At 68.8% G+C, this 20,222-nt stretch carries 15 protein-coding genes; 3 read left to right on the top strand and 12 right to left on the bottom strand.

Annotated elements, in window-relative coordinates; genetic code table 11:
- Positions 1-35 precede the first annotated feature (35 nt).
- From U5798_RS10160 to U5798_RS10125, 8 genes are all read right to left on the bottom strand, one after another.
- Positions 36-983: a fatty acid desaturase family protein gene (locus U5798_RS10160; protein ID WP_322081958.1), complete on the bottom strand. Its 948-nt coding sequence runs from the start codon at positions 981-983 to the stop codon at positions 36-38.
- Positions 980-1,597: a phosphatase PAP2 family protein gene (locus U5798_RS10155; RefSeq protein WP_322081957.1), complete on the bottom strand. Its 618-nt coding sequence runs from the start codon at positions 1,595-1,597 to the stop codon at positions 980-982. Before U5798_RS10155 ends, U5798_RS10160 begins: the two co-directional genes overlap by 4 nt.
- Positions 1,594-2,751 (bottom strand): hypothetical protein, encoded by a 1,158-nt coding sequence (locus U5798_RS10150; protein WP_322081956.1) that lies wholly within the window; start codon positions 2,749-2,751, stop codon positions 1,594-1,596. Before U5798_RS10150 ends, U5798_RS10155 begins: the two co-directional genes overlap by 4 nt.
- On the bottom strand, positions 2,748-3,497 hold the full coding sequence (locus U5798_RS10145; protein WP_322081955.1) for a ferritin-like domain-containing protein: 750 nt from the start codon (positions 3,495-3,497) through the stop codon (positions 2,748-2,750). The genes U5798_RS10150 and U5798_RS10145 overlap by 4 nt, the downstream gene beginning before the upstream one ends.
- Positions 3,494-4,510, bottom strand: a complete 1,017-nt coding sequence (locus U5798_RS10140; protein WP_322081954.1) for a hypothetical protein — start codon at positions 4,508-4,510, stop codon at positions 3,494-3,496. Before U5798_RS10140 ends, U5798_RS10145 begins: the two co-directional genes overlap by 4 nt.
- Before the next feature lie 48 nt (positions 4,511-4,558).
- Positions 4,559-5,623: a glycosyltransferase family 2 protein gene (locus U5798_RS10135; protein ID WP_322081953.1), complete on the bottom strand. Its 1,065-nt coding sequence runs from the start codon at positions 5,621-5,623 to the stop codon at positions 4,559-4,561.
- A 138-nt stretch (positions 5,624-5,761) separates the two neighbouring features.
- Positions 5,762-6,205, bottom strand: coding sequence for an inner membrane protein YiaA (gene yiaA / locus U5798_RS10130; protein WP_124449307.1), 444 nt, complete (start codon positions 6,203-6,205; stop codon positions 5,762-5,764).
- Between the two features lie 103 nt (positions 6,206-6,308).
- Complete coding sequence (locus U5798_RS10125) at positions 6,309-7,256, bottom strand: cupin domain-containing protein (protein ID WP_124449309.1); 948 nt, start codon at positions 7,254-7,256, stop codon at positions 6,309-6,311.
- Between the two features lie 130 nt (positions 7,257-7,386).
- Here U5798_RS10125 and U5798_RS10120 point away from each other — a divergent pair, with 130 nt between their 5' ends.
- From U5798_RS10120 to cysC, 3 genes are all read left to right on the top strand, one after another.
- Positions 7,387-7,716, top strand: coding sequence for a carboxymuconolactone decarboxylase family protein (locus tag U5798_RS10120; RefSeq protein WP_043189451.1), 330 nt, complete (start codon positions 7,387-7,389; stop codon positions 7,714-7,716).
- 192 nt (positions 7,717-7,908) lie between these two features.
- The gene (locus U5798_RS10115) at positions 7,909-8,742 is read left to right on the top strand and encodes a class II glutamine amidotransferase (protein WP_124449517.1); all 834 of its coding nucleotides are present in this window, start codon (positions 7,909-7,911) and stop codon (positions 8,740-8,742) included.
- A 169-nt stretch (positions 8,743-8,911) separates the two neighbouring features.
- Positions 8,912-9,508, top strand: coding sequence for an adenylyl-sulfate kinase (cysC, locus tag U5798_RS10110; protein ID WP_322081952.1), 597 nt, complete (start codon positions 8,912-8,914; stop codon positions 9,506-9,508).
- A 98-nt stretch (positions 9,509-9,606) separates the two neighbouring features.
- On the opposite strand, the gene U5798_RS10105 is transcribed toward cysC, so the two are convergent.
- The 4 genes from U5798_RS10105 to U5798_RS10090 all read right to left on the bottom strand — a co-directional run bounded on the left by U5798_RS10105 (position 9,607) and on the right by U5798_RS10090 (position 20,222).
- The gene (locus U5798_RS10105; protein WP_322081951.1) at positions 9,607-10,281 is read right to left on the bottom strand and encodes a GNAT family N-acetyltransferase; all 675 of its coding nucleotides are present in this window, start codon (positions 10,279-10,281) and stop codon (positions 9,607-9,609) included.
- Complete coding sequence (locus U5798_RS10100) at positions 10,278-11,606, bottom strand: aminotransferase class I/II-fold pyridoxal phosphate-dependent enzyme (protein WP_322081950.1); 1,329 nt, start codon at positions 11,604-11,606, stop codon at positions 10,278-10,280. Before U5798_RS10100 ends, U5798_RS10105 begins: the two co-directional genes overlap by 4 nt.
- Before the next feature lie 64 nt (positions 11,607-11,670).
- The gene (locus U5798_RS10095) at positions 11,671-12,588 is read right to left on the bottom strand and encodes a UDP-3-O-acyl N-acetylglycosamine deacetylase (RefSeq protein ID WP_124449315.1); all 918 of its coding nucleotides are present in this window, start codon (positions 12,586-12,588) and stop codon (positions 11,671-11,673) included.
- Positions 12,585-20,222 carry an SDR family NAD(P)-dependent oxidoreductase gene (locus tag U5798_RS10090; RefSeq protein ID WP_322081949.1) on the bottom strand — a complete coding sequence of 2,546 codons (7,638 nt, stop codon included), beginning with the start codon at positions 20,220-20,222 and terminating at the stop codon, positions 12,585-12,587. Before U5798_RS10090 ends, U5798_RS10095 begins: the two co-directional genes overlap by 4 nt.

Genomic DNA, 20,222 nt, shown 5'->3' with positions numbered 1-20,222 from the left:
CACGCGCCCAGTCGCGCGCGGCGCCAGACGCGCAGTCAGCGCACACTCACGTCCCGCAGCACCGCCCCGTATCCCGCGTACAGATTGCCGTCGGGCAGCAACTGCCGCTGCGCGAGTTGCCGGTGCACGACCGGCAGGCTATGGAACGGCATCCGCGCGAACAGGTGATGTTCGATATGGAAATGAATCGCATGCGGACCGAACAGGAACGTCTGCCACGAACGCCGGACGATCGTGCGCGCGTTGCGGCTCTGGTCCTCGCCGGCCGGCAACCCCGCGTGCTCGAAGATCGCCCGCACCTGCCCGGCAAGCGGCAACAGCGTGACCGACGGCACGATCCACAACGCGACATACAGCAACGGATGTCCAGCCAACGCGAGCGCACCGAACAGCAAACCGTTGCAGGCCAGCATCGACACGATCTCCCATGCTGCATACGCGCGCGATTTTTCCACTTTCGGCAACGCATGCGCGAACTTGCCGCGCGCGAGCTTCACGATGCTCGTCACGTAGCCGACTCCGCATGCATAAGCGAGCAGGCGGCCGACCAACCGCCCGCGCGTCACCGGATAGTCGTGCACGCCGAACAGCAGCGCGACGGGATCGTCCGGCTGCATCGGCGCGCGATGGTGCTTGAGATGACCCGCACGGTACGTGCGCAGCGACAGCCACAACGGACCGGCCGCGAACAGTTGTCCGAGCAAGTCGTTGATGCGCCGATTCCTCGCCAGCAACCCGTGCGCGCCTTCGTGCATCATGACCGCGAGCGCAAGCTGGCTGCGCGCGATCGCGATCGCCGCACACACGTACACGAACGGATGCGGCAATACGATCGCCACCGCGAACGCCGCGGCAATCATCAACCAGTCGCCGGCCAGTGCCATCGCGACACGCGATGCATCCACGCGAAACAACGCGGGATCGGGCTCGAACCGCGCAAGCTCCTCATTCGGCACACCTTGACGAAGATCGGCAGCCGTCACGCGAACCTCCTGCGCAGCGAACGCCGTTCGACCCACATCGCACTGACCATCGCGAGCACCACGCCGCCGAGGACATCGGCCACCGTATGCTGCTTGAGCGTCAGCGTCGATACGCAGATCAGCAGCCCGACCGCAGTTGCCACGATCCGGCGCCGGTCCACCAGCGTCCGGCACGCAAGGCACGTCACCGCGACATGCAGGCTCGGAAATCCGTTGGCCGCGAGATCGAGCTGCCACATGCGCGCAAGACGATGGCGCACGAACGCGTTGCCGATTTCCGCGACGTCGGGCCGCGGCACGGCTTCCGGAAACAGCAGGAAGCAGACGACACCGAGTACGAACGCGATCAGCACGGCCTCCTTGAACGCAACAAACGCGGGCGGCCGTGCATAGGCGGCCAGCACGATCACGAACGGAAAGAACGCGACATAGACGAACCACGACCATGCGAGGAACGGAATCCGCGCATCGATCGCCGTGGCCAGCACGTAGCGCGGCGTAACGCCGCGCTCGAGCACGAAGAAGATCGCGAGGCCGGCAGCCATGCCGAACGCCGCGGCCAGCATCTGCCGGACATCGAGCCGGCGATCGTCATGAAGCGTCAACGTCTTCATCGCGGTGCCGGCGCCTCGCATCGGGTTTCCGCGTCGGCCGGCCGCGCATGCGACCGCAGTGCGAGGATGCGCGACGTCCATGCGTCCACGCGCGCACGCGCCTGCTCGCGTCCGGCGCGCGTTCCTGCCGGCGTGCCCGGATTGCGCATCAGGTCGGCAACGGCCTGCCCGATCGCCTGCCGGAATGCCGCAGCATCGCCACGCCACGTGACGACGCGGTGCACGAGTTGCAGCCGCGCCGCGCGCGCAGCGTTGCTCGCCTGCTCGGGCTGATCGGTCAGCACGAGCAGGATCGGGCGGCGATAGACGCGCGCGATCGACAGCGCGGCCATGCCGGGCGCCGATACGATCAGCGGCGCATGCGCGGCGCGCGTCACCCAGTCGGCATCGACACCGGTCCAGCCGTCGTGCCCGGCGTAGCCCTCGCCCACGCGATGCGCGGCAAGCCCCGCGTCGCGCATGCCGGCCGACAGCGCATCGGCGAGCGCGACGTCGCGGAAGTGCGGATTCAGATAAACGGCCGCGGCAGCCTGTTCCGGCGCCGGCAGTTCGGCGACAACCGGCAACGGCGTCGGCAGCCGGTAGTGTCCGCGCGATTGCGGCACATCGTCGGCCGCGTCGTACGCAAAATCGTGTTCGATGCAGCCCAGCGCCGAATCGATCTGCCAGTCGACAATCCGCGCGAATGCACGCGCCAGCATGCGCGGCAGCCGCGCATCGAAATTCCCGGTCAACGCACGGCGCAGGCTGCCGCCATACACGTGAACGACGCGGCGGCGCCAGCCCGGCACCGCGCCCATGAACAGCAGCGCCGGATGAAACGAATCGTTGATCACGAGATCCGCATCGCGAACGATCGCACGCAGCCGCACGATGTCGCGCAGCATCCGCGTCGGCCTGAACACGTAGTGCGCGACGTTGCGGTCGGTCGCGTCGCGCAGCATGTTCTGCCGCTCGTCGAACTGCACCGCGTAGTGACGGGACAGCACCGGCGCATCGATGCCGAATGCGGCCAGGAACGCCTGTCCCGCATCGGACGTCGTCAACACGTCGACCTGCGCGCCGGCCGCACGCAACGCATGCACGAGCAATTGCGCGCGCATCAGGTGGCCGCGCGCATCGGCTGTCGCGAGATAGACGATCCGCGGCATCATGTGCGCGGACGAAGCGACTGGATCCAGCCGGCTGCGTACATCGCCAGCGCGCCCGTCACGCCGAACCCGGCTTCGATCGCGCGGATTTCGCGCAGCAACGCGGCGAGATGCGCGGCCTCCGATGGCGCAACGAGACGACGCAACGTATCCGAACAGAGCCGCACGTGCCGCGTCTCGTCGGCGAGCACGCGCGAGAGCAACGGACGCAGCGGATGCGTGTCGCCGATCGTCGCGCAGTGGCGTGCGAGCACGCGCATCGCCATCTGTTCCGCGCACAGGCCCGTCGCATAGGCCGGCACGAGCACGCCTTGCGCAAAATGCGGCGCATGGCGCTGCGCGAGCCTTCGCCATCTCATGATCTTGCGCCGGCTCAGCCAGTCGGGTTCGTGCGGCCCGGCCGACGCCTCGGCGCCGCGCCGGCGCAGCGCATCGGCAAATGCAGCTGCGTGACGGCGCTCGTCCGCGAGATGCTGCTCGATCCGCGGCGCGAGCCAGGCCGGCGGCTGTCCGGTCCAGTCTTCATGCAACGCGCACTCGGTCGCCTCTTCGCCGATCAGGTACATGCGCAGCATCCAGCGCTCGCCGTGCGCGCTGCGATGCAGCCGCCGGATCGCCGCCCGCTTGATGCGATCGACGAGATACGCACGCACCCGCGCCGCACCCTGCGGCACGGGTACATCGAGACAGTCGAAGCACGCGCCGTCCGCCGTTTGCGGCGACGCGTGCAGTTCGCCTGCCGCACTCATGCCGGCACACTCCGTGCGGACACGGATTTCGTCGCAGCAGCCGCCGCGGCGGCCGGATCGCGACGCCAGCCGAGAATCAGGCCGACGAAGCTTTCCTGCATGAACGCATGCGCGGACGCTGCGGCGCCCGCGAACGCTTCCTCATGGCCGTTCACGCGCAGATAGCCGTTGCCGTCGCGCGCGCCGAATTCGATCCGGTCGTTCTTTTTGAAACCGCGCTCGCGCACGTCTTTCAGCAGCGCACTGCCGTCGAGACCGAACAGGAACAACTCGCGCTGCGCGACCCACACCGGAATGTGATTGCTCAGTGCGTCGAAACGGATCGACCACGTGCCCGACGCCAATGCGCGATCGACGTCCGCATCGCGCGGTGCATTCGACGTGAAGCTCGCACGTGCGACCGACTTCGTCAGGCCGCCGACGCCGAGCGCGATCGTGATGTCGTCCGCGGACGGCCGCTTCGGATCGGTCGCGCTCACCTTCACGAGATGCCGCGCGAGCCGCGACGCCAGCGACGGATGCGCGAACAGCGCGAGCGTTTCATCCGGCGTCAGCACGTCGCGCTCGCCGTCGCCCTCCTTCACGCGCACACGGTACGGATCGATCCGCACATCGGTGAACTTGCCGCGCACGGGCGCGTGGACATACACGTCGCGGTCCCATTTCGCGCCGTCGCGGCGCAGCAGCACGTGCACGCTCAGCGGCACGCGCCGGCCGTCGCCGTCGACGCCCGTGCCCTGCAGCAGCACGTCGCCGAGCACGTCCTTCGTGCGGCGGTTCGCATCGCTCGAGAAGACGATCGCGTGCGCATCGGTATCGATGCTCGCGTGAACGTCGGGCGCATCGAGCGCGATGCGGTTGCAGTCCGTCGCGGCTGCACTCGCGAACGGGCAGCCGCTTTGCGACGCGAAGTGATAGATCCCGCGCCCCGCGTGATCGATCGACGCGGCATGGGCGCCGGTGCTGGCGGCAAACAGGGCGAGGCAGGCAACACGGGTGGCGAATGAAGGCATGGTCGTCGTCGGAATGGATTCAGGATGTCGAAGTAACGTGGGGCTGCTTCAATGACGGTGATAGGACAGCGCATCGAGATCGCGCCGGGCCGACGCTCGCCCTGCGAGCCCGAACCCGCGCGCCAGTGCGCCGAGCGTATCGACGGCGGACGCGGCGATCGTGACGCCGACGGCCGCGAGATAGCGAATCGCACCCAGTTGCGGCAACTGCTGATGATCGAGCGCCCGCAGGCTGTAGCCGAGCCGCATCGCCATCACGCAGAACGGGCCGAGCGGGCCGCTGCGACCAAGCCATTGCCACCGGCGCGGCAGGTACGCGTTCACGAGATACGGCGTCAGCCCGACGCTGTCCTCGCCGCGCATCCAGCGCAGCTTCAGCGACTCGAAATGCGTGTCCGGCAGCCGGTGCTCCGTGTGTGCATCCGGCACGAACTCGACGGCCACGCCTGCTGCCTGCATCCGCAACCCCATCACCTGGCAATGCGCGCGATAGACGCCGTCGAGCGGCTCGTAGCGGAATTGCGCGAATACATCGCGCCGGAACGCAACGTTGTTCGCATAGAAGTTGCGCGTCGCACCGGCGCGCAGCGGACTCGGGAAATACATGAAATCGATCGACGTCAGCGCGGTGCCGAGCACGTTCGGCGCGTAGCTGGTGCGCCCCGCCACCGCGACGGGTGCGTCGCCCGACTCCCGCGCGAACGGCGCGAGCAGGTGTTCGAGCCAGTCGTCGGCCGGGCGGCAATCTGCATCGCCGAACACGACGATGTCGCAGCGGTCCGCGTCGACGCGATCGAAGCCGTCGTTTTTCGCATCGTAGTAGCCGGTGCTCGCGCCGATTTCGACAAAATCGATCGGACGGCCAGCCAGCGCAGTGATTTCCGTGCGCGCGTCGGCCGGCAGGCCGTCGTGCGTGATGATCCATTGCGCGAGTGCCGCCGGCGGCACGGTCTGCCTCGACAGCGCCGACACGAGGCGCTTCAGGCTGTCGACGGCCTGCGCGAGACCCGCGCCGCCGCGCAGGTTGTTCGTCTCCAGCACGAACGCGGCCTTCGCCGCCACGGAACGAGCGGCCGCGCGCGTACGCGGTGCGGTTTCATTGAAGTTCGGCATCCGGAATATCTCCACCGTCGTGCGCGACGGCATGGATGAAACGGCAGGAAGGTGGCCAGCGGCGCGCCGGCGAAAGCGGGCCGCCGCGGATCACGTCGCCCGGCGGGCCACCTGGTCAGGCGCCCGCCTTGCGCGACGTCACTCCTGGATCGACGGCGCGGAGTCTGCGTCGGTGAAGCGCGGCTTCGCGTTCTGCAGGTCGCGCGTGTTCTTCTGCACGGCCACCGAGCCGAACAGCGCGAGCACGAATGACATCGCGTAGAAGCCCTTTTCGCTCAGTTGCAGCGTGGCGTTGAAAAGGCCGACGACCAGCAGCGCGATCGACAGCAGCAGCGCGATCCAGCTGAGGCCGTAGTAGATGCCCGTGACGGGAATGCCTTCCGCGCGGTCGCGCACGCTCTTCTGCAACGAGATCGCCGCGTAAAGGCCGAACACCAGCACGGTGAAGTAGTAGCCCTTCTCGTTGAGTTGCATGCCGGCATTCCAGAGGCCGATCAGGAAGGCCGCGAAGCCGGCGAGCAGCGCGGCCCACGACGCGGCCACGAACGCGAACGACGGCTGCTGGATGGTGGTCTGGTTCATTGCTTTGCCCTCTCTTTCTTCTTGTTCGAAATCGTTTTCGTTGAACTGCGTTTTGCGCATGGTAGCAGCTTTGGTGCGCGCCACGACAGTCGTACTTGCAGTCTTACATGCCGCGCTGCGCGCGCCGCCAGCGCCCCGGCGTCGTGCCGAGTACCGCGCGAAACGCCTTGCCGAAGGCGGCCTCGGACTGGTAGCCGACCGCCTGCCCGATCTCCGCCTGCCCGCGCTGCGTGTCCTGCAGCAATGCGCACGCATGCATCATCCGGATCTGCGCGACGAACGCGCCGACGCTCATCCCGGCCTTCTCGCGGAAATGCCGTGCATACGTCGCACGCGACATGGCCGCCGCGTTGCCGAGCGACTCGACCGTCCACGGCTGCTCCGGCGCCTGCAGCACGGCCTGGACCGACGGGCCGAGCCGCGCATCGGCCGCCAGCGCGAGCCAGCCGGACGGCACGCGCGCGCCGCGGCCATAGGCCCGCAGCGCATACGCGAGCAGCGCCTGGCCGAGCGCGTTCACGATCGCGCCTGCGCCCGGCTGCACGTTCGACGCCTCGGTGCGCAGCACGCTCGTCAGCAGTTGCAGCGGCTCGGCCCCCGATGTTTCGCGCAATTCGACGTGCAGCACCTGCGGCAGCGTGCGCATCAACAGCTCGCCCGCGCCGCGCGCATAGACGAACCGTCCGCACAGCAGATCCACGCTTGCGCCGCCCGGTTCGGCCGGATCGAGATTCGACTTGACCGGCAGCACCGCGCCGCCGCCGGCGCCGACGTCGCGCAGCGGCACGGCCGGCTGCGACCGGCCGCTCCCCGTATCGAGCAGGTCGTGCGCGCCGCCCGCGGGCAGCAGCACGAAATCGCCTGCGGCGAGCTGCAGCGTGCGGCCGTCGACCGTGCGCAGCCGGCACGTGCCTGCCAGCACCAGGTGGAACGCCGCCTCGCCGGGCGGCAGCGGATCGTGCGGCATCGCGAATGGCCCATCGAGCAGGCAGCGCACGTCGAGTTCGACGTGGCTGCGCCCCAGCGACAGCAGTTGACTCAATGCATCCATGAGACGATCGCGCTAAAAATTGACACTGTAGCGTATCGAAACCCTCAGCGCGAGCGATCAGAATAGGTCTGCATCGCCCGAGATCGCGGCGCCCGCCGCCCTCCTCACCTCTTCTCGAAAAGGACGCATCATGCTGAACTGGAACGAATACCGGAAGGAACTCTCGACGCGCATCGGCGAAATCGCCAAGCTGTCGCCCGATACGCTGGCCGGATACAAGGCGCTGTCAGGCGCCGGCGCCAAGACCGGCCATCTCGACGCGAAGACGCGCGAACTGATCGCGCTCGCGGTGGCCGTCACGACGCGCTGCGACGGCTGTATCGCCGTTCACACCGCCGAAGCGGCGAAGCACGGTGCAACCAAGGAGGAAGTGGCGGAAGCGCTCGGCGTCGCGATTGCGCTGAATGCGGGCGCGGCGCTCGTCTATTCGGCGCGCGTGATGGACGCGCTCGGCGACTGACCGTCACCACGGCGCCGTCGCGGGCCGCCCTGCTGCGCGGCGCCCGGCCGCCTGGCCGGGCGGCCATCCGCCTCGCGATGTATGAAGATTGGCCGGCGTGCTCGCGCCGGCAGCCTTCGCGCCACGCGCGGACGCGGACACGCTGCGAAGTCGGCTACCATGCGCGAACGATCCATCGTGAAGGAGCGCTCCATGTGCCGCTGGCTCGCCTATACGGGTAATCCGATCCATCTGGAAACCGTGCTGTTCCGCGCGAAGCATTCGCTGATCGACCAGAGCCTGCATTCGGAGCTCGGCGCCACGACCACCAACGGCGACGGCTTCGGGATCGGCTGGTATGGGCGCCCCGACGAACTCCCGTTCCGCTATCGCTCCGTGCATCCCGCATGGAACGACCGCAACCTGCGCGAAGCCGCGCGCGCGATCCGCTCGCGGATGTTCATCGCGCATATCCGCGCGGCGACCGACACGCCGGTGCAGGAAACCAACTGCCACCCGTTTCGCCACGGTCGCTGGCTGTTCGCGCACAACGGGCTGATCCGGGATTTCCACAAGCTGCGCCGCGACCTGACGATGAAGGTCGATCCCGCGCTGTTCCCGACGCTTGAAGGCTCGACCGATTCCGAGCTGATGTTCCGTCTGGCGCTGACCTACGGCCTCGAACAGACGCCGCTGCCGGCGCTCGAACGGATGGTTGGCATGGTCGAGGAAACCGCCGCGCGGCATCGCGTGGCCGATCCGCTCAACATGACGATCTGCGCGACCGACGGCGACCGAATCATCGCGGTGCGCTATTCGAGCGAACGACAATCGCGCTCGCTGTTCCACAGCACGTCGTTCAAGCACCTGCACGAGTTGTATCCGCATAACCCGCGCATCGCCGAAGCCGGCGACGATGCGTTCATGGTCGTGTCCGAACCGCTCGTCGACTTGCGCGGCGCGTGGGAGGAAGTGCCGGAAGGGATGGCGATCGTCGCGCATGGCGCGGATGTGCAGCAGCGGCCGTTCGCGCCGCGGCATAAGTAGCGGGCGGCGCCGTTGATGGCGTCGGGAGGGGATGCCAAACGTATGCGGAAGAACGAATTCGCCGAAAAAGTAACGGATTACAAACATTCCGGCACGTTACAATTGTCAACGGAAGTCGACAAGACTCCGAACAAAGTAACCGAGCGATTGTCCGTACCTCAAATTGGAAATGACCCAAGATTCCAAGAATTGGCCACCCGTCAAGCCGACGGACCGTGAATCAGCACATCCTCGCCCGAAACAGAATCGAGCTTTTGTGGTGTGGCTGACCGGGATCTCCGGCGCAGGAAAATCGACACTCGCGAACCTGCTGAAGGAACAACTCGATGCACGCGGACTTCGCACTTATCTGCTGGATGCCGACCGTCTGCGCGAGGGGCTGAACCGAGATCTCGGGTTCAGCGATGCCGATCGTCATGAAAATATCCGGCGTACCGCCGAAGTGGCCAGGTTGCTGGTGGATGCCGAATTCGTCGTCATCGCGGCATTGATCTCGCCATTTCAGGAAGCGCGTGACAAGGCCCGCGCGCGCTTTGACGCGGGCACGTTCATCGAGGTCTTTGTCGACACTGCATTAGAGGTCGCCGAAGCGCGTGACCCGAAGGGACTCTATGCAATGGCCCGGCAAGGAGCGATTCGCCAGTTCACCGGCATCGATTCCGTGTACGAGCGACCGCACTCCCCCGACGTACACGTCAAGACGGCCGAAATCGGTCCGTCGGAGTGCGTGGACAGGATCATCCGGAAACTGCCGCTGAACGACTGACATCACCGGATGTGAGCCATCGAGTCCTGGTTTCCGGCTCGCCGCCGCCCAAACGAATGACGGGCGTGTCCGCGCTGCAGCAGCAGCCGTACGCGCCGTCAGGCGCGGCGCAAAAACCGCATCCGGATCGAATCGAGTTGGGCGGGCAGCCGGCGCGATCGGGCGCGCCGCCGCGGCAACGCGGCAAACCCAAGCCGCTCGTACAGCGCGCGGGCGCGCACGTTGCGGGTCAGCACGTCGAGCACGACTTCGCGGCTGCCGTCGGCCGGCAACGCGCCGGAATCGAGCGCATCGCGGAACAGCGCACTGAAGATACCCGTGCCGCGCTGCCGTTCGTCAGTCGCGCAATGCGCGACGAGGATCTGCGAACGCTTCGGCGCCGGGAGTTCCGTTTCGAGGATCAGCCCGCGCAGCAACTGGCCGATCGTGCGGCGCACGCCGAAGAAGCGCGCGAGTGCCCACACGACATGCACGTCGTCGAACATCGTCCGCCGCCCGTCGTGAATCGCCATCAAGGCAAGCACGGTGCCATCGTCGTCGACCGCGACGCGATGCCGGCGCCACGAGAAACGCCCGTGACGCGACCGGAACGCCTGCTGGAGGAACGCGATGCAGCGCGCGTCGCTTTCGCCGAGAAAGAAGCCGAATTCGGCCACGCCGGACGCAAACACGAGCGGCCCGCACGCAGCCGCATCATCCGCATCGGCCGCGCGAAACCGCGCGGCCTCACCGGCGCGCGGGACCGCTTGCGCAAACGCGGCGGCCTGCGTCATGCGCTGCGTCCCGCCAGCCGCGACAACACATTAACCGTCCGGCTGATCTGCTCCGGCTCGTGCGTCGAGCAGATGAAGAAGCGCAGCCGCGCGGCCTTTTCCTCGACGGCCGGATAGAAGATCGGCTGCACGTTGATCCCTTCGTCGAACATCGCGTTCGCCCACTGCGCGGCCTTCAGCGAACTCCCGGTGATCACCGGCACGACCGCATAGCCCGCGCTCGTACCCGTATTCAGCCCGGCAGCACGCGCTTCGGTCAGGAACTGCCGCCCGCGCGCCTGCAGCTGCGCGACGCGCGCCGGCTCGGCCTGCAGGCGTTCGAGCGCGGCCAGCGACGCCTCGGCGAGCGTCGGCGCGAGCCCGACGCTGTACAGGAAGCCCGGCGCCAGATGGCGCAGCATGTCGACGAGCGGCTGGCAGCCGGCGATGAAACCACCGCAGCCGGCCAGCGTCTTGCTCATCGTGCCCATCCACATGTCGACCTGGTCGGGCGCGACGCCGCAATGCTCGCGGATACCCTTGCCGGTCGCGCCGAGCACGCCGAGCGAATGCGCCTCGTCGACCAGCAGGAACGCGCCGTGGCGCGTCTTCACGTCGACGAAGCGCTGCAAGTCGGGGAAGTCGCCGTCCATGCTGTACAGCCCCTCGATCGCAATCAGCACGTGCCGGTATTCGCGGCGCACGCGCGACAGCAATTCGTCGAGCGCCTGCCAGTCGTTGTGCGCGAAGCTCAGCCGCTTCGCGCCGCTCAGCTGCGCACCCTGCACGATGCTGTTGTGCGCGAGCGCATCGTGGACGACCAGGTCGCCCGGGCCGAACAGCGCGCCGATCACGGTCACGTTGGTCGCGTGGCCGCTCACGAACGCGACGCAGTCGTCGGTTTCGTAGAACGTGGCCAGCGCGCGTTCGAGATCGCGCTGCACCGGGCGTTCGCCCGCGACCATCCGGCTCGCCGATGCCGACGTGCCGTAGCGGTCGATTGCGGCTTTCGCGCGCGCGGACACGTCCGGATCGCCGGCCAGGCCGAGATAGTTGTAGTTCGCGAAGTTCAGGTATTCGCGGCCGCCGATCTGCGTCGTCGCGCCGGCGACGCCGTCGTGCACACGGAAAAACGGCGAGTCGACACGCAGCTTCTCGCCCATCTCGCGCATGATCCGGACCTGCTGATACTGCGGCATCGACTCGAAGCGGCTGCGCGCCGACGCGATCTGCGCAGCCGGCGTGCCGGGCACGCCCGGCGCCGCCGCGGCGTCGGTCGCGCGCTCCAGTTGCCGTTTCAGCGCTTTCGCCGCCAATTGCTGGCGAAGATGCTCTCCCAGTGCCATTGCTTCCTTCGCTGTATCTCGAAAAGGCGCTATGTTACGCCGCGTATTTTTAAAAAGCGTGGTGTCACGCGTCGGAAAACTCGGCCCACTGCCATGCGTCCGGCGCAGCCAGCAGCGCATCGACCAGCCGGAAATTCATCTCGTGGCTCGGCCGCAACGCGCTCACGCGCGCCAGCAGCGGCGCGCCCGCCAGCGCGAGATCGCCGACCAGGTCGAGCACGCGGTGCCGGACGAATTCCTCCGGCAGCCGCATCCCGCCCAGCACGCGATTGCCGACGATGGACGCGGTGCACGACGGTCGCGCGCCGCGCAGGATCGGCACACCGCGCAGATAGCCGGCGACGATCGCCGGCACGGCCCACTTCACACGCCCGTACGAGCGCGACGGCGCGATTTCGGTTTCGAACGCAGCCGGCGTGAGCGCGCCGTCCCAATGCATGTCGCCGAAGCCGCGCAGGTCGTTGCGCACGCTCAGCTCGTAACGCGGCGCCGGCTCGATCCGCATTTCGCGCCGCTGGTCGCCGTCACCGTCCGTGACGACGACGGGCCGCAGCACGCGGATGAAGCGCTTCGGCGCATCGAGCGCGACGCGGCCGCACGCGCGGATCGCGTCGACCCACGGCGTTGCGCTGCCATCGAGAATCGGCACTTCCTCCGCATCGAGCTCGACGATCGCATGATCGATCTCGCATGCGAGCAGCGACGCGAGCAGATGCTCGATCGTGCGCACGCCGACGCCGTCGGCATTGCGCAGCATCGTGCAGAGCGGCTGCGCACGGCGCAGCGCGGGATCGACCGGCAGCGTCGCGAGCGTGCGCCCGTGCTCGATGCGGCGGAACGCGATGCCCGTCACGCCGTCTTCCGGACGCGCGGGCAGAATCCGCACACCCACCCGGCGCCCCGTGTGCAGCCCATGCCCGTCGATCGTCAGCGGGCGTGCCAGCGTGCCCTGACGCGCCGCCCAGCCGGCCGGCGCGCTCACCGCGCGACCTCGAGCGTCGGCGACGCATGCCCAGCGACAGGCGCCTGCGGTGTATCGAGCATCGCGCGCGCTTCGCCGTCGATCGCATGCTTCGCGGCGAGCGCCGCGACGGCCTCGTGCGCGGCATCGGTTGCCGACGCGCCATCGCAACCCGCATCGGCCGACGCGCCGATCGAATCGACGATGCGCGCGGCCAGCGTCGTCACCGACGCGCCCTCGGCAATCGCCATCACCGACAGCTTGACCTCGAACGCTTCCTCGACCGCGAGACCGAGTTCCATCCCCATCAGCGAATCCATGCCCATGTCGAGCACCGACTTGTCGAGCGCGATGCGATCGGGCGTCATGTGCAGGATCCGCGCGATCTGCGCCTGCAGCGTCCGCGCCACCAGCGCGACCGCTTCGTCGCGCGGCAACGCGAGCACCTCTTCGCGCAGCTGCGTGCCGCCGTCGCGCGCATCGCCGCCGCTCGCGTTCGATTGCAGCAGCGAATACCGGCGCGCCTTCGCGGCCGGCATGCCGCGCGCGACCGCGTGCCAGTCGAGCCGGACCACGGCTTCGCCGGCCGCGCCCGCGACCAGCGTGCGCTCGAGCGCAACCATCGCCTCGTCGGACGTGATCGACGCACCGCCGATCCGCGACTGCAGCGCTTCGCGCGTATCGGCATGGCGCGCGAGGAAACCGACGTCCTCGAGCGGCCCCCAGGCCATGAACGTGCCCGGCAACCCTGCCGCGCGGCGATGTTCGACGAGCGCTTCCAGGAACGTGTTGGCCGCGACGTAGTTCGACTGCCCCGGATTGCCGAGATAGGTCGTCGCCGACGAATAGACCACGAACAGGTCGAGCGGCAGCCCGCGCGTCGCGCGATGCAGGTTCCATGCGCCGGCCACCTTCGGTGCGAGCACCGCGGCCATGCGTGCATCGTCGAGATTGCGCACGAGGCCGTCGTCGATCGACATCGCGGAATGCAGCACGCCCTTCAGCGGCGCACCACGCCGGACGATCGCGGCAATCATCGCGTCGACCGCCGCGGCATCGGTCACGTCGCACGACACGACGTCGACGGTGACGCCCAGCACGTCGCGCCAGCATGCGACTTCGTCGCATGCCGCGGCGGCGAGTTCGCCGGAGCGGCTCGCCAGCGTCAGCCGGCGTGCGCCGCGCTCGACCATCCAGCGCGCGCTCGCGAAACCGAGCCCGCCCGTGCCGCCGACCACCAGGTACGCGCCGTGCGGATCGAGCACGAGCGAACCCGCGCCCGCGACGCCGCGCGTCGGCGCCGGCGTGCCGGACGGATAGGTCACGAGCACCTTGCCGATCTGGCGCGCCTGCTGCATGTAGCGGAATGCATCCTCGGCCCGTTCGGCGGGGAACGCGCGATACGGCAGCGGATGCAGCACGCCTGCCGCGAACAGCGCCATCACTTCGCCGAACAGGCGTTCGGTCAGCTCCGGCAACGCGCCCATCAACTGGTCGGCATCGATGCCGAAATAGCTGATGTTGTTGCGGAACGGCCGCAGCCCGATATGGCTGTTCTCGTAGAAATCGCGCTTGCCGAGCTCGAGGAAACGGCCGAACGGACGCAGCGTGTCGATGCTGCGCACCATCGCTTCACCGGCCAGCGAGTTCAGCACGATGTCGATGCCCTGCCCGCCCGTCATCGCACGGATCTCGTCCGCGAACGCGAGGCTGCGCGAATCGAGCACGTGGTCGGCGCCGAGCAGGCGCACGAACTCGCGCTTCTCGTCGCTGCCGGCCGTTGCGAACACTTCCGCGCCGAAGTGGCGCGCGAGCTGGATCGCGGCGATCCCGACGCCGCCCGCGCCGCCGTGCACGAGCACGCGTTCGCCGCGGCGCAGCCGCGCGAGTTCGACGAGCGCGTAATACGCAGTGAAGAACGTGGTCGGCACGGTCGCCGCTTCCTCGAACGACAGGCGTTCGGGCTTCAGCGCGATCGCTTGCGCGCGCGTCCTGACGCGCGTCGCGAACGATGCCGGCGCGAAGCCGAGCACCGCGTCGCCCGGCGCAAATGCGGTCACGGCGGGGCCGACCCGCACGACGCGGCCGGACAGCTCCATGCCGATCGTCGCGCCCGCGAAGCCGGTCTCGACCGCTTCATCGGACAGGAGCCCCATCGCATACATCACGTCGCGGAAATTCAGCCCGGTGGCAACCGGCTCGATTTCCACCTCGTCCTCGCCCAACGCGCTTTCGGGCAACGCAAACCATTCGAGATTGCGCAACGAGCCCGGCGCGTCGAACGCGAGCACCGACGCGCGTGCGATCGCGCCATCGTCGCGAGCTGCTGCCTGTGCAGCCGTCAGCATGCGCGGCACCAACCGCCCGCGTGCGCTCAGGACGACCTCTTCCTCGACCGCCGAGCCGGTCAGCTCGCGAATCAGCGCATCGGGAATCCCGGCCGCCGCGCGATCGACGTCGATCAGGCGGCACGCGAGTTCGGGATGCTCGTTCGCGAGTACGCGACCGAGGCCCCACAGCGTCGCCTGCTCCGGGTGCGCATTCGCGGCCCCGGCGAACGGCGCGCCGCCGCGCGTGACGACGGTCAATCGCGTGGCCGCGTGCGGCTGCGCACCGAGCGCGCGGACGAGTGCCGCCAGCGCGATCGCGCCGTAACGCTGCGCGGCCATCAGGCCGTCGCCCGTCGCGGCTTCCGCGAGCGGCGTCTCCGGTGCGCAGAACACGACGTGCGCCGGCTGCCCGGCCGGCAGCGACGCGATCGCGTCGGCCGCGTGCGTGATGTCCACGATATCGGCCGGATAGCCCGCCAGCGCAAGCGCATCGGCCAGTTGCCCGGCGAAACCGTTGAGCGCATCCGGCGCGTGCATCACGAGCCATTGTTCGTTGCGTGCCAGCGTATCGAGATCGCTCGGGTCGCCGCCACGTTGGGCGGCGATCGTGCTCGCGGGATTGCGCGCGACGACGAACGTCGGCGTGCCGTCCAGATCGAGCGACTGCTCGACATGCCGCACGACGTCGACGTAGCCCGCGCGTGCGAGTACCGCCTCGAGATCAGCCGGTGCCAGCGGCGCGGGCGCATCGACTTCCGTCGACGCCGCCTGCGGGGCGAACACGATGTCGGAGAAGCGGCCGTGGCGCGATTCGGCCAGCAGCAGCAATCCGCCCGGCGCCAGCCATGACCGCATCGCATTCAGCGCATCGATCACATCGTGACGGCCGCTCAGCGCACGGTTCGCGACGATCAGGTCGTAAGGCCCGGCATCGTCGGCCGACAGCGACAGCCGCTCGCCCGATTGCAGTGCCACCGTGCGCACCGCCACTTCCGCGTCCGTATCGAACCCGGCCAGCTGGCCGGCCGTCGCGGCGATCGTGTGATCGCAGCGCGCGGCCGCGAGATGCATGCCGAGCGTCTGCAGCACGTCGCCGTCCGTCGCGCCCAGTTCGAGCACGCGCAGCCGGCGCGCCGGCTGCCACGCGTCCACCGCCTGCTCGACGCCGGCCGTCAGCAGTGCGTGCACGTGCTGCCAGGTCGGCGATGCGGCAAGGAGTTGCTCGACCAGGCTGTGCCCGGTCGGCGACAGCCAGCGGGTGCCGTCCTTCGCGCCGCTCAGCACGTCGGGCAACGCCGCGCCGCAATGCGCAAGCAACGTCAGCTCGGCCACGTGCCCCGGCGATTCGGCCAGCAGCCCGCGCCACAGCTCGTCGAGCGGCGGCAACGCCGCGCACGCCGCGTCGTCGCGCACGAGGTGCGCGCCGTCGCGATGAGCCAGGCCGTCTTCGACGAGCATGTCGGCAAGACGTGCCGCCAGCGCCGCGCGCCCGGGCGCCGGCTGCCATGCAGCGGCGAATGCGCCGAGCGCATCGAATGCACGCAGCACGTAGAGGCTCGCGAGCACATCGAGCAGCGGCAGGATTTCGGTCAGATGCTGCGTGCGGCGGCCGTCGTCTTGGGCCGTATCGAGCCGGGCGACCGCTTGCGCGAGCAGCGCGTCGGGCGCCGGCAGGCCGGCGGCATCGACGTCGCCCGGCAGCGGCGCCTCTTCGAGGCGGTACACGAAGCGCGCGGGCAGGTTCTGCCGGCGGCCGACGAGATCGACGCGCCGGAACCGGCAAGCACCGAGCCGCGCGACAATCGCGCCCTGCGCGTCGAGGAATTCGAAATGTGCGACGACCGAATGCGGGCTGCGCCGATCGATCCGCGCGAGCACGCGCGCGACCGTATCTCCGCGCAGATAGTCGACCCGGCCGATCTGCACCGGCACGTAAGCCGGATGTTCGCCGTCGCGCGCGTGCGCGGCAAGCAGCGCGAACAGCGGATGAAACCCGCTGTCCATCAGCGCCGGATGCAGCAGATAGGCGGACAGCGCCCGTGCATCGCCGCATGCGGCGGGTGCCGAGACGTCGGCCAGCGCCGCATCGTCGCCCGCGGCGACCCGCACGGTGCGGACCCAGCGGAACGCCGGCCCGTACGTGAGGCCGATCGCCGCGGTGTTCGCGTACAGCGTGTCGCCGTCGGCGGCCGGCAGCGCGAGCAGGCGCTCCAGCGTGCCGGACGGCACGACGCGCGCCGCGCCGAGCGCGCTGCCGCTTTCCAGCATCCGCCCTGTCACGTTCAGCGTCCATGCGCCGTCGGACATCCGGTCGCGCGTCTCGATCGTGAAGGTCGCGGTGCGCGGCTCGATCACGAGCCGGAACAGCTTCGCCTGCTGCGGCTGGAACACGACCGGTGTGCGGATCTCGACGTTTTCGAGTGCCGCGTCCGTCGTGTCGAAGAACGTGCGCGCCGCGGCGAGCGCCATTTCCACATAACCCGCGCCCGGGAATGCCACGCCGCCATCGACCACGTGATCGGCCAGCATCGGCAGCTTCGCCGGATCGAGCTGGTTTTCCCAGCCGAACGCATGTTCGTGCAGGCGATAGCCGAGCAGCGGATGTTCGCGGCGGCGATTGACGAGGCCGTAGCCTTCGACGGTCGGCGTCAGCCAGAAGCGGTCGCGCTGCCACGGATAGGACGGCAATGCCGCACGCGACGTGCCCGGTGCAAAGCGGTCGGGATCGACGCTCGCGCCGTGCGCGATCGCCGCGAGAATCGCCTGCCGCAGCGTCGCCGCGCTGCCGTGATCGCGCTTGAGCGTCGGCAGCACCGCGCCGGTCGCGCCGGCTGCGGCGAACGCCTGCTTCACGTACGTGCGCAGGATCGAATGCGGCGACACTTCGACGAACAGCCGGACGCCCTGCTCGATCAGGTATGCGATGCCGTCGCCGAAGCGCACGGGCTCGCGGATATTGCGCCACCAGTAACGCGCGTCGAGCTTGGTGCCGGAAAGCGCGCCGCCGGTCACGGTCGACACGAACGCGCCGTTGCCCGGTTGCGGTCGCAGGCTGGCCAGTTCGGCCAGCACGACCGGCTCGATGCGATCCATGTGGCTGCTGTGGAACGCATAGTCGAGATCCAGCATCTGGAAGAACTTGCCGCTGCCGCGCAGCGCCGCCTCCAGCGCCTGCAAACCCTGCAGCTCGCCCGCGAGCGTGACTGCATCGGGGCTGTTGATGCCGGCGATCTCGACCCGGCGCGCGAGCCCGTGGCGCGCGATCAGCTCGCGTGCCGCCGCGTCGCCGATGCCGACGGCCGCCATCCGGCCGCTGCCGCGCGTCATCGCCTGCGCGCGGCTGCGGATCTTGATCACGCGCACCGCGTCGGCGAGCGACAGCGCGCCCGTCACCCACGCCGCGGCGATTTCGCCGACGCTATGGCCGATCGCCGCGTCGTAACGCATCCCGCGTGCATCGATCACGCGGATCATGCCGACCTGGATCGCGAACAGCAGCGGTTGCGCGTTCTCCGTCGCGGCGAGCCATTCGGCGCCCGCGCCGGCCAGCCATTCCGCGCTCGGGCCGCCGCGCATCACGTCGACGAGCGACGGGCTGCCGTCGGCACACCACAGCGCATCGACTTCGTCGAGCGCCGCGCGGAAAACGGCATTCTCCGCATAGAGCTCGCTGCCCATCCCGACCCACTGGCAACCGTTGCCGGAGAACACGAGCGCGGTGCGCAACGCGTCGGCGGGCGCCTGGCCGGTTGTGACGCAGGCCGGCAGGCCTTCCTGTGCCGGTTGGGCCAGTGCGGCAAGTGCCGCGCGGCCTTCGGCCACGTCGGCCGGTGCGACGATCGCGCGATGTTCGAGCCATTGGCGGCGACGCGCGGCCGCGGCGGCAAGCGCCTGCCAGTCGCCGCCATTGTCGAGCATCGCCAGATAGCGGCCCGCGAGTGCGGCGATCGCATTCGCGCTGCGCGCGGTCAGCACGAGCGGCGACAGTTGCGTTTGAACCGGCTCGGGCGCTACCGTCGACACGTCGTTTGCGACCGGTGCCTCGGTCAGCACGACGTGCGCATTCGTGCCGCCGAAGCCGAACGAGTTGACGCCGACCGTCAGCGGCGCGTCGCCCGCGTCGAGCGGCATGTAGCGATCGACGACGCGCAGGCGCCCGCCGTCGAAATCGATGCCGGGATTGGGCGTGACGAAGTGCAGCGAGCGCGGCGCCGCGCGATGCTTCAGGCACAGCACGGCCTTCAGCAGGCCGGCCATGCCGGAAGCCGTTTCAAGGTGGCCGATGTTGGTCTTCACCGAACCGATGAGCAGCGGACGGTCCGCCGGGCGCTCGCCCGACACGACGTCGATCAGCGCGCGCGCCTCGATCGGATCGCCGACTGCCGTGCCGGTGCCGTGCGCCTCGAGGTACGCGAGCGACTGCGGATCGATGCCGGCGCGCGCGTACACGCTGCGCAGCAGCGACGCTTGCGCGGCCGCGCCCGGCACGCTGATGCCGCCCGGCGAATGGCCCACGGAGTTCACGCCGGAGCCGGCGATGACTGCATGGATCGTGTCGCCGTCGGCGAGTGCACGATCCAGCGGCTTGAGCAGCACGAACGCGCCGCCTTCCGAGCGCACGTAGCCGTCGCCGGTCGCATCGAACGCGCGGCAACGGCCGCGCGGCGACAGCATCGACGCCTTGGAGAAGCTGACGAAGCCGAACGGATGCAGCAGCAGGTTGACGCCGCCCGCGAGCGCCATCTCGGCTTCGCCGGACTGCAACGCCTTGACGGCCTGGTGGAGTGCGACGAGCGACGACGAGCAGGCCGTGTCGACGGACATGCTCGGGCCGCGCAGGTCGAACAAGTAGGACACGCGGTTCGACGCGATGCTCAGGGTGTTGCCGGTCGCCGAATACGGATCGATCACGTTCAGATCGTCCATGTTGCGGTTGCCGTAATCCATGCTGGCGGCGCCGACGAAGACGCCGCAGTTGCTGCCGCGCATGTCGGCCGGGCGCACGCCCGCGTCTTCGAACGCTTCCCACGCGAGTTCGAGCAGCAGGCGCTGCTGAGGGTCCATCTGGGCCGCTTCGCGCGGGGAAATGCCGAAGAATGCGGCGTCGAAGCCGGCGACGTTGTCGAGCACGCCGGCCGCGAACGTATAGCTTTTGCCCGGCTCGCGCTTGGACGGGTGCTGGTAGAAATCGGTACCGAAGCGGTCGGCGGGGATCTCGGTCACTGCGTCGCGTTCGTCGCGCAGCAGTTGCCAGAAGTCGCCAAGATTGTTAGCGCTCCCGGGAAACCGACAAGCCACCCCAATTATTGCAATCTTACTGTTCAT

It is taken from the genome of Burkholderia sp. BCC1972 (assembly GCF_905339605.1).
Taxonomy (GTDB): Bacteria; Pseudomonadota; Gammaproteobacteria; order Burkholderiales; family Burkholderiaceae; genus Burkholderia.
This window is presented reverse-complemented; position numbering and strand designations above follow the sequence as displayed.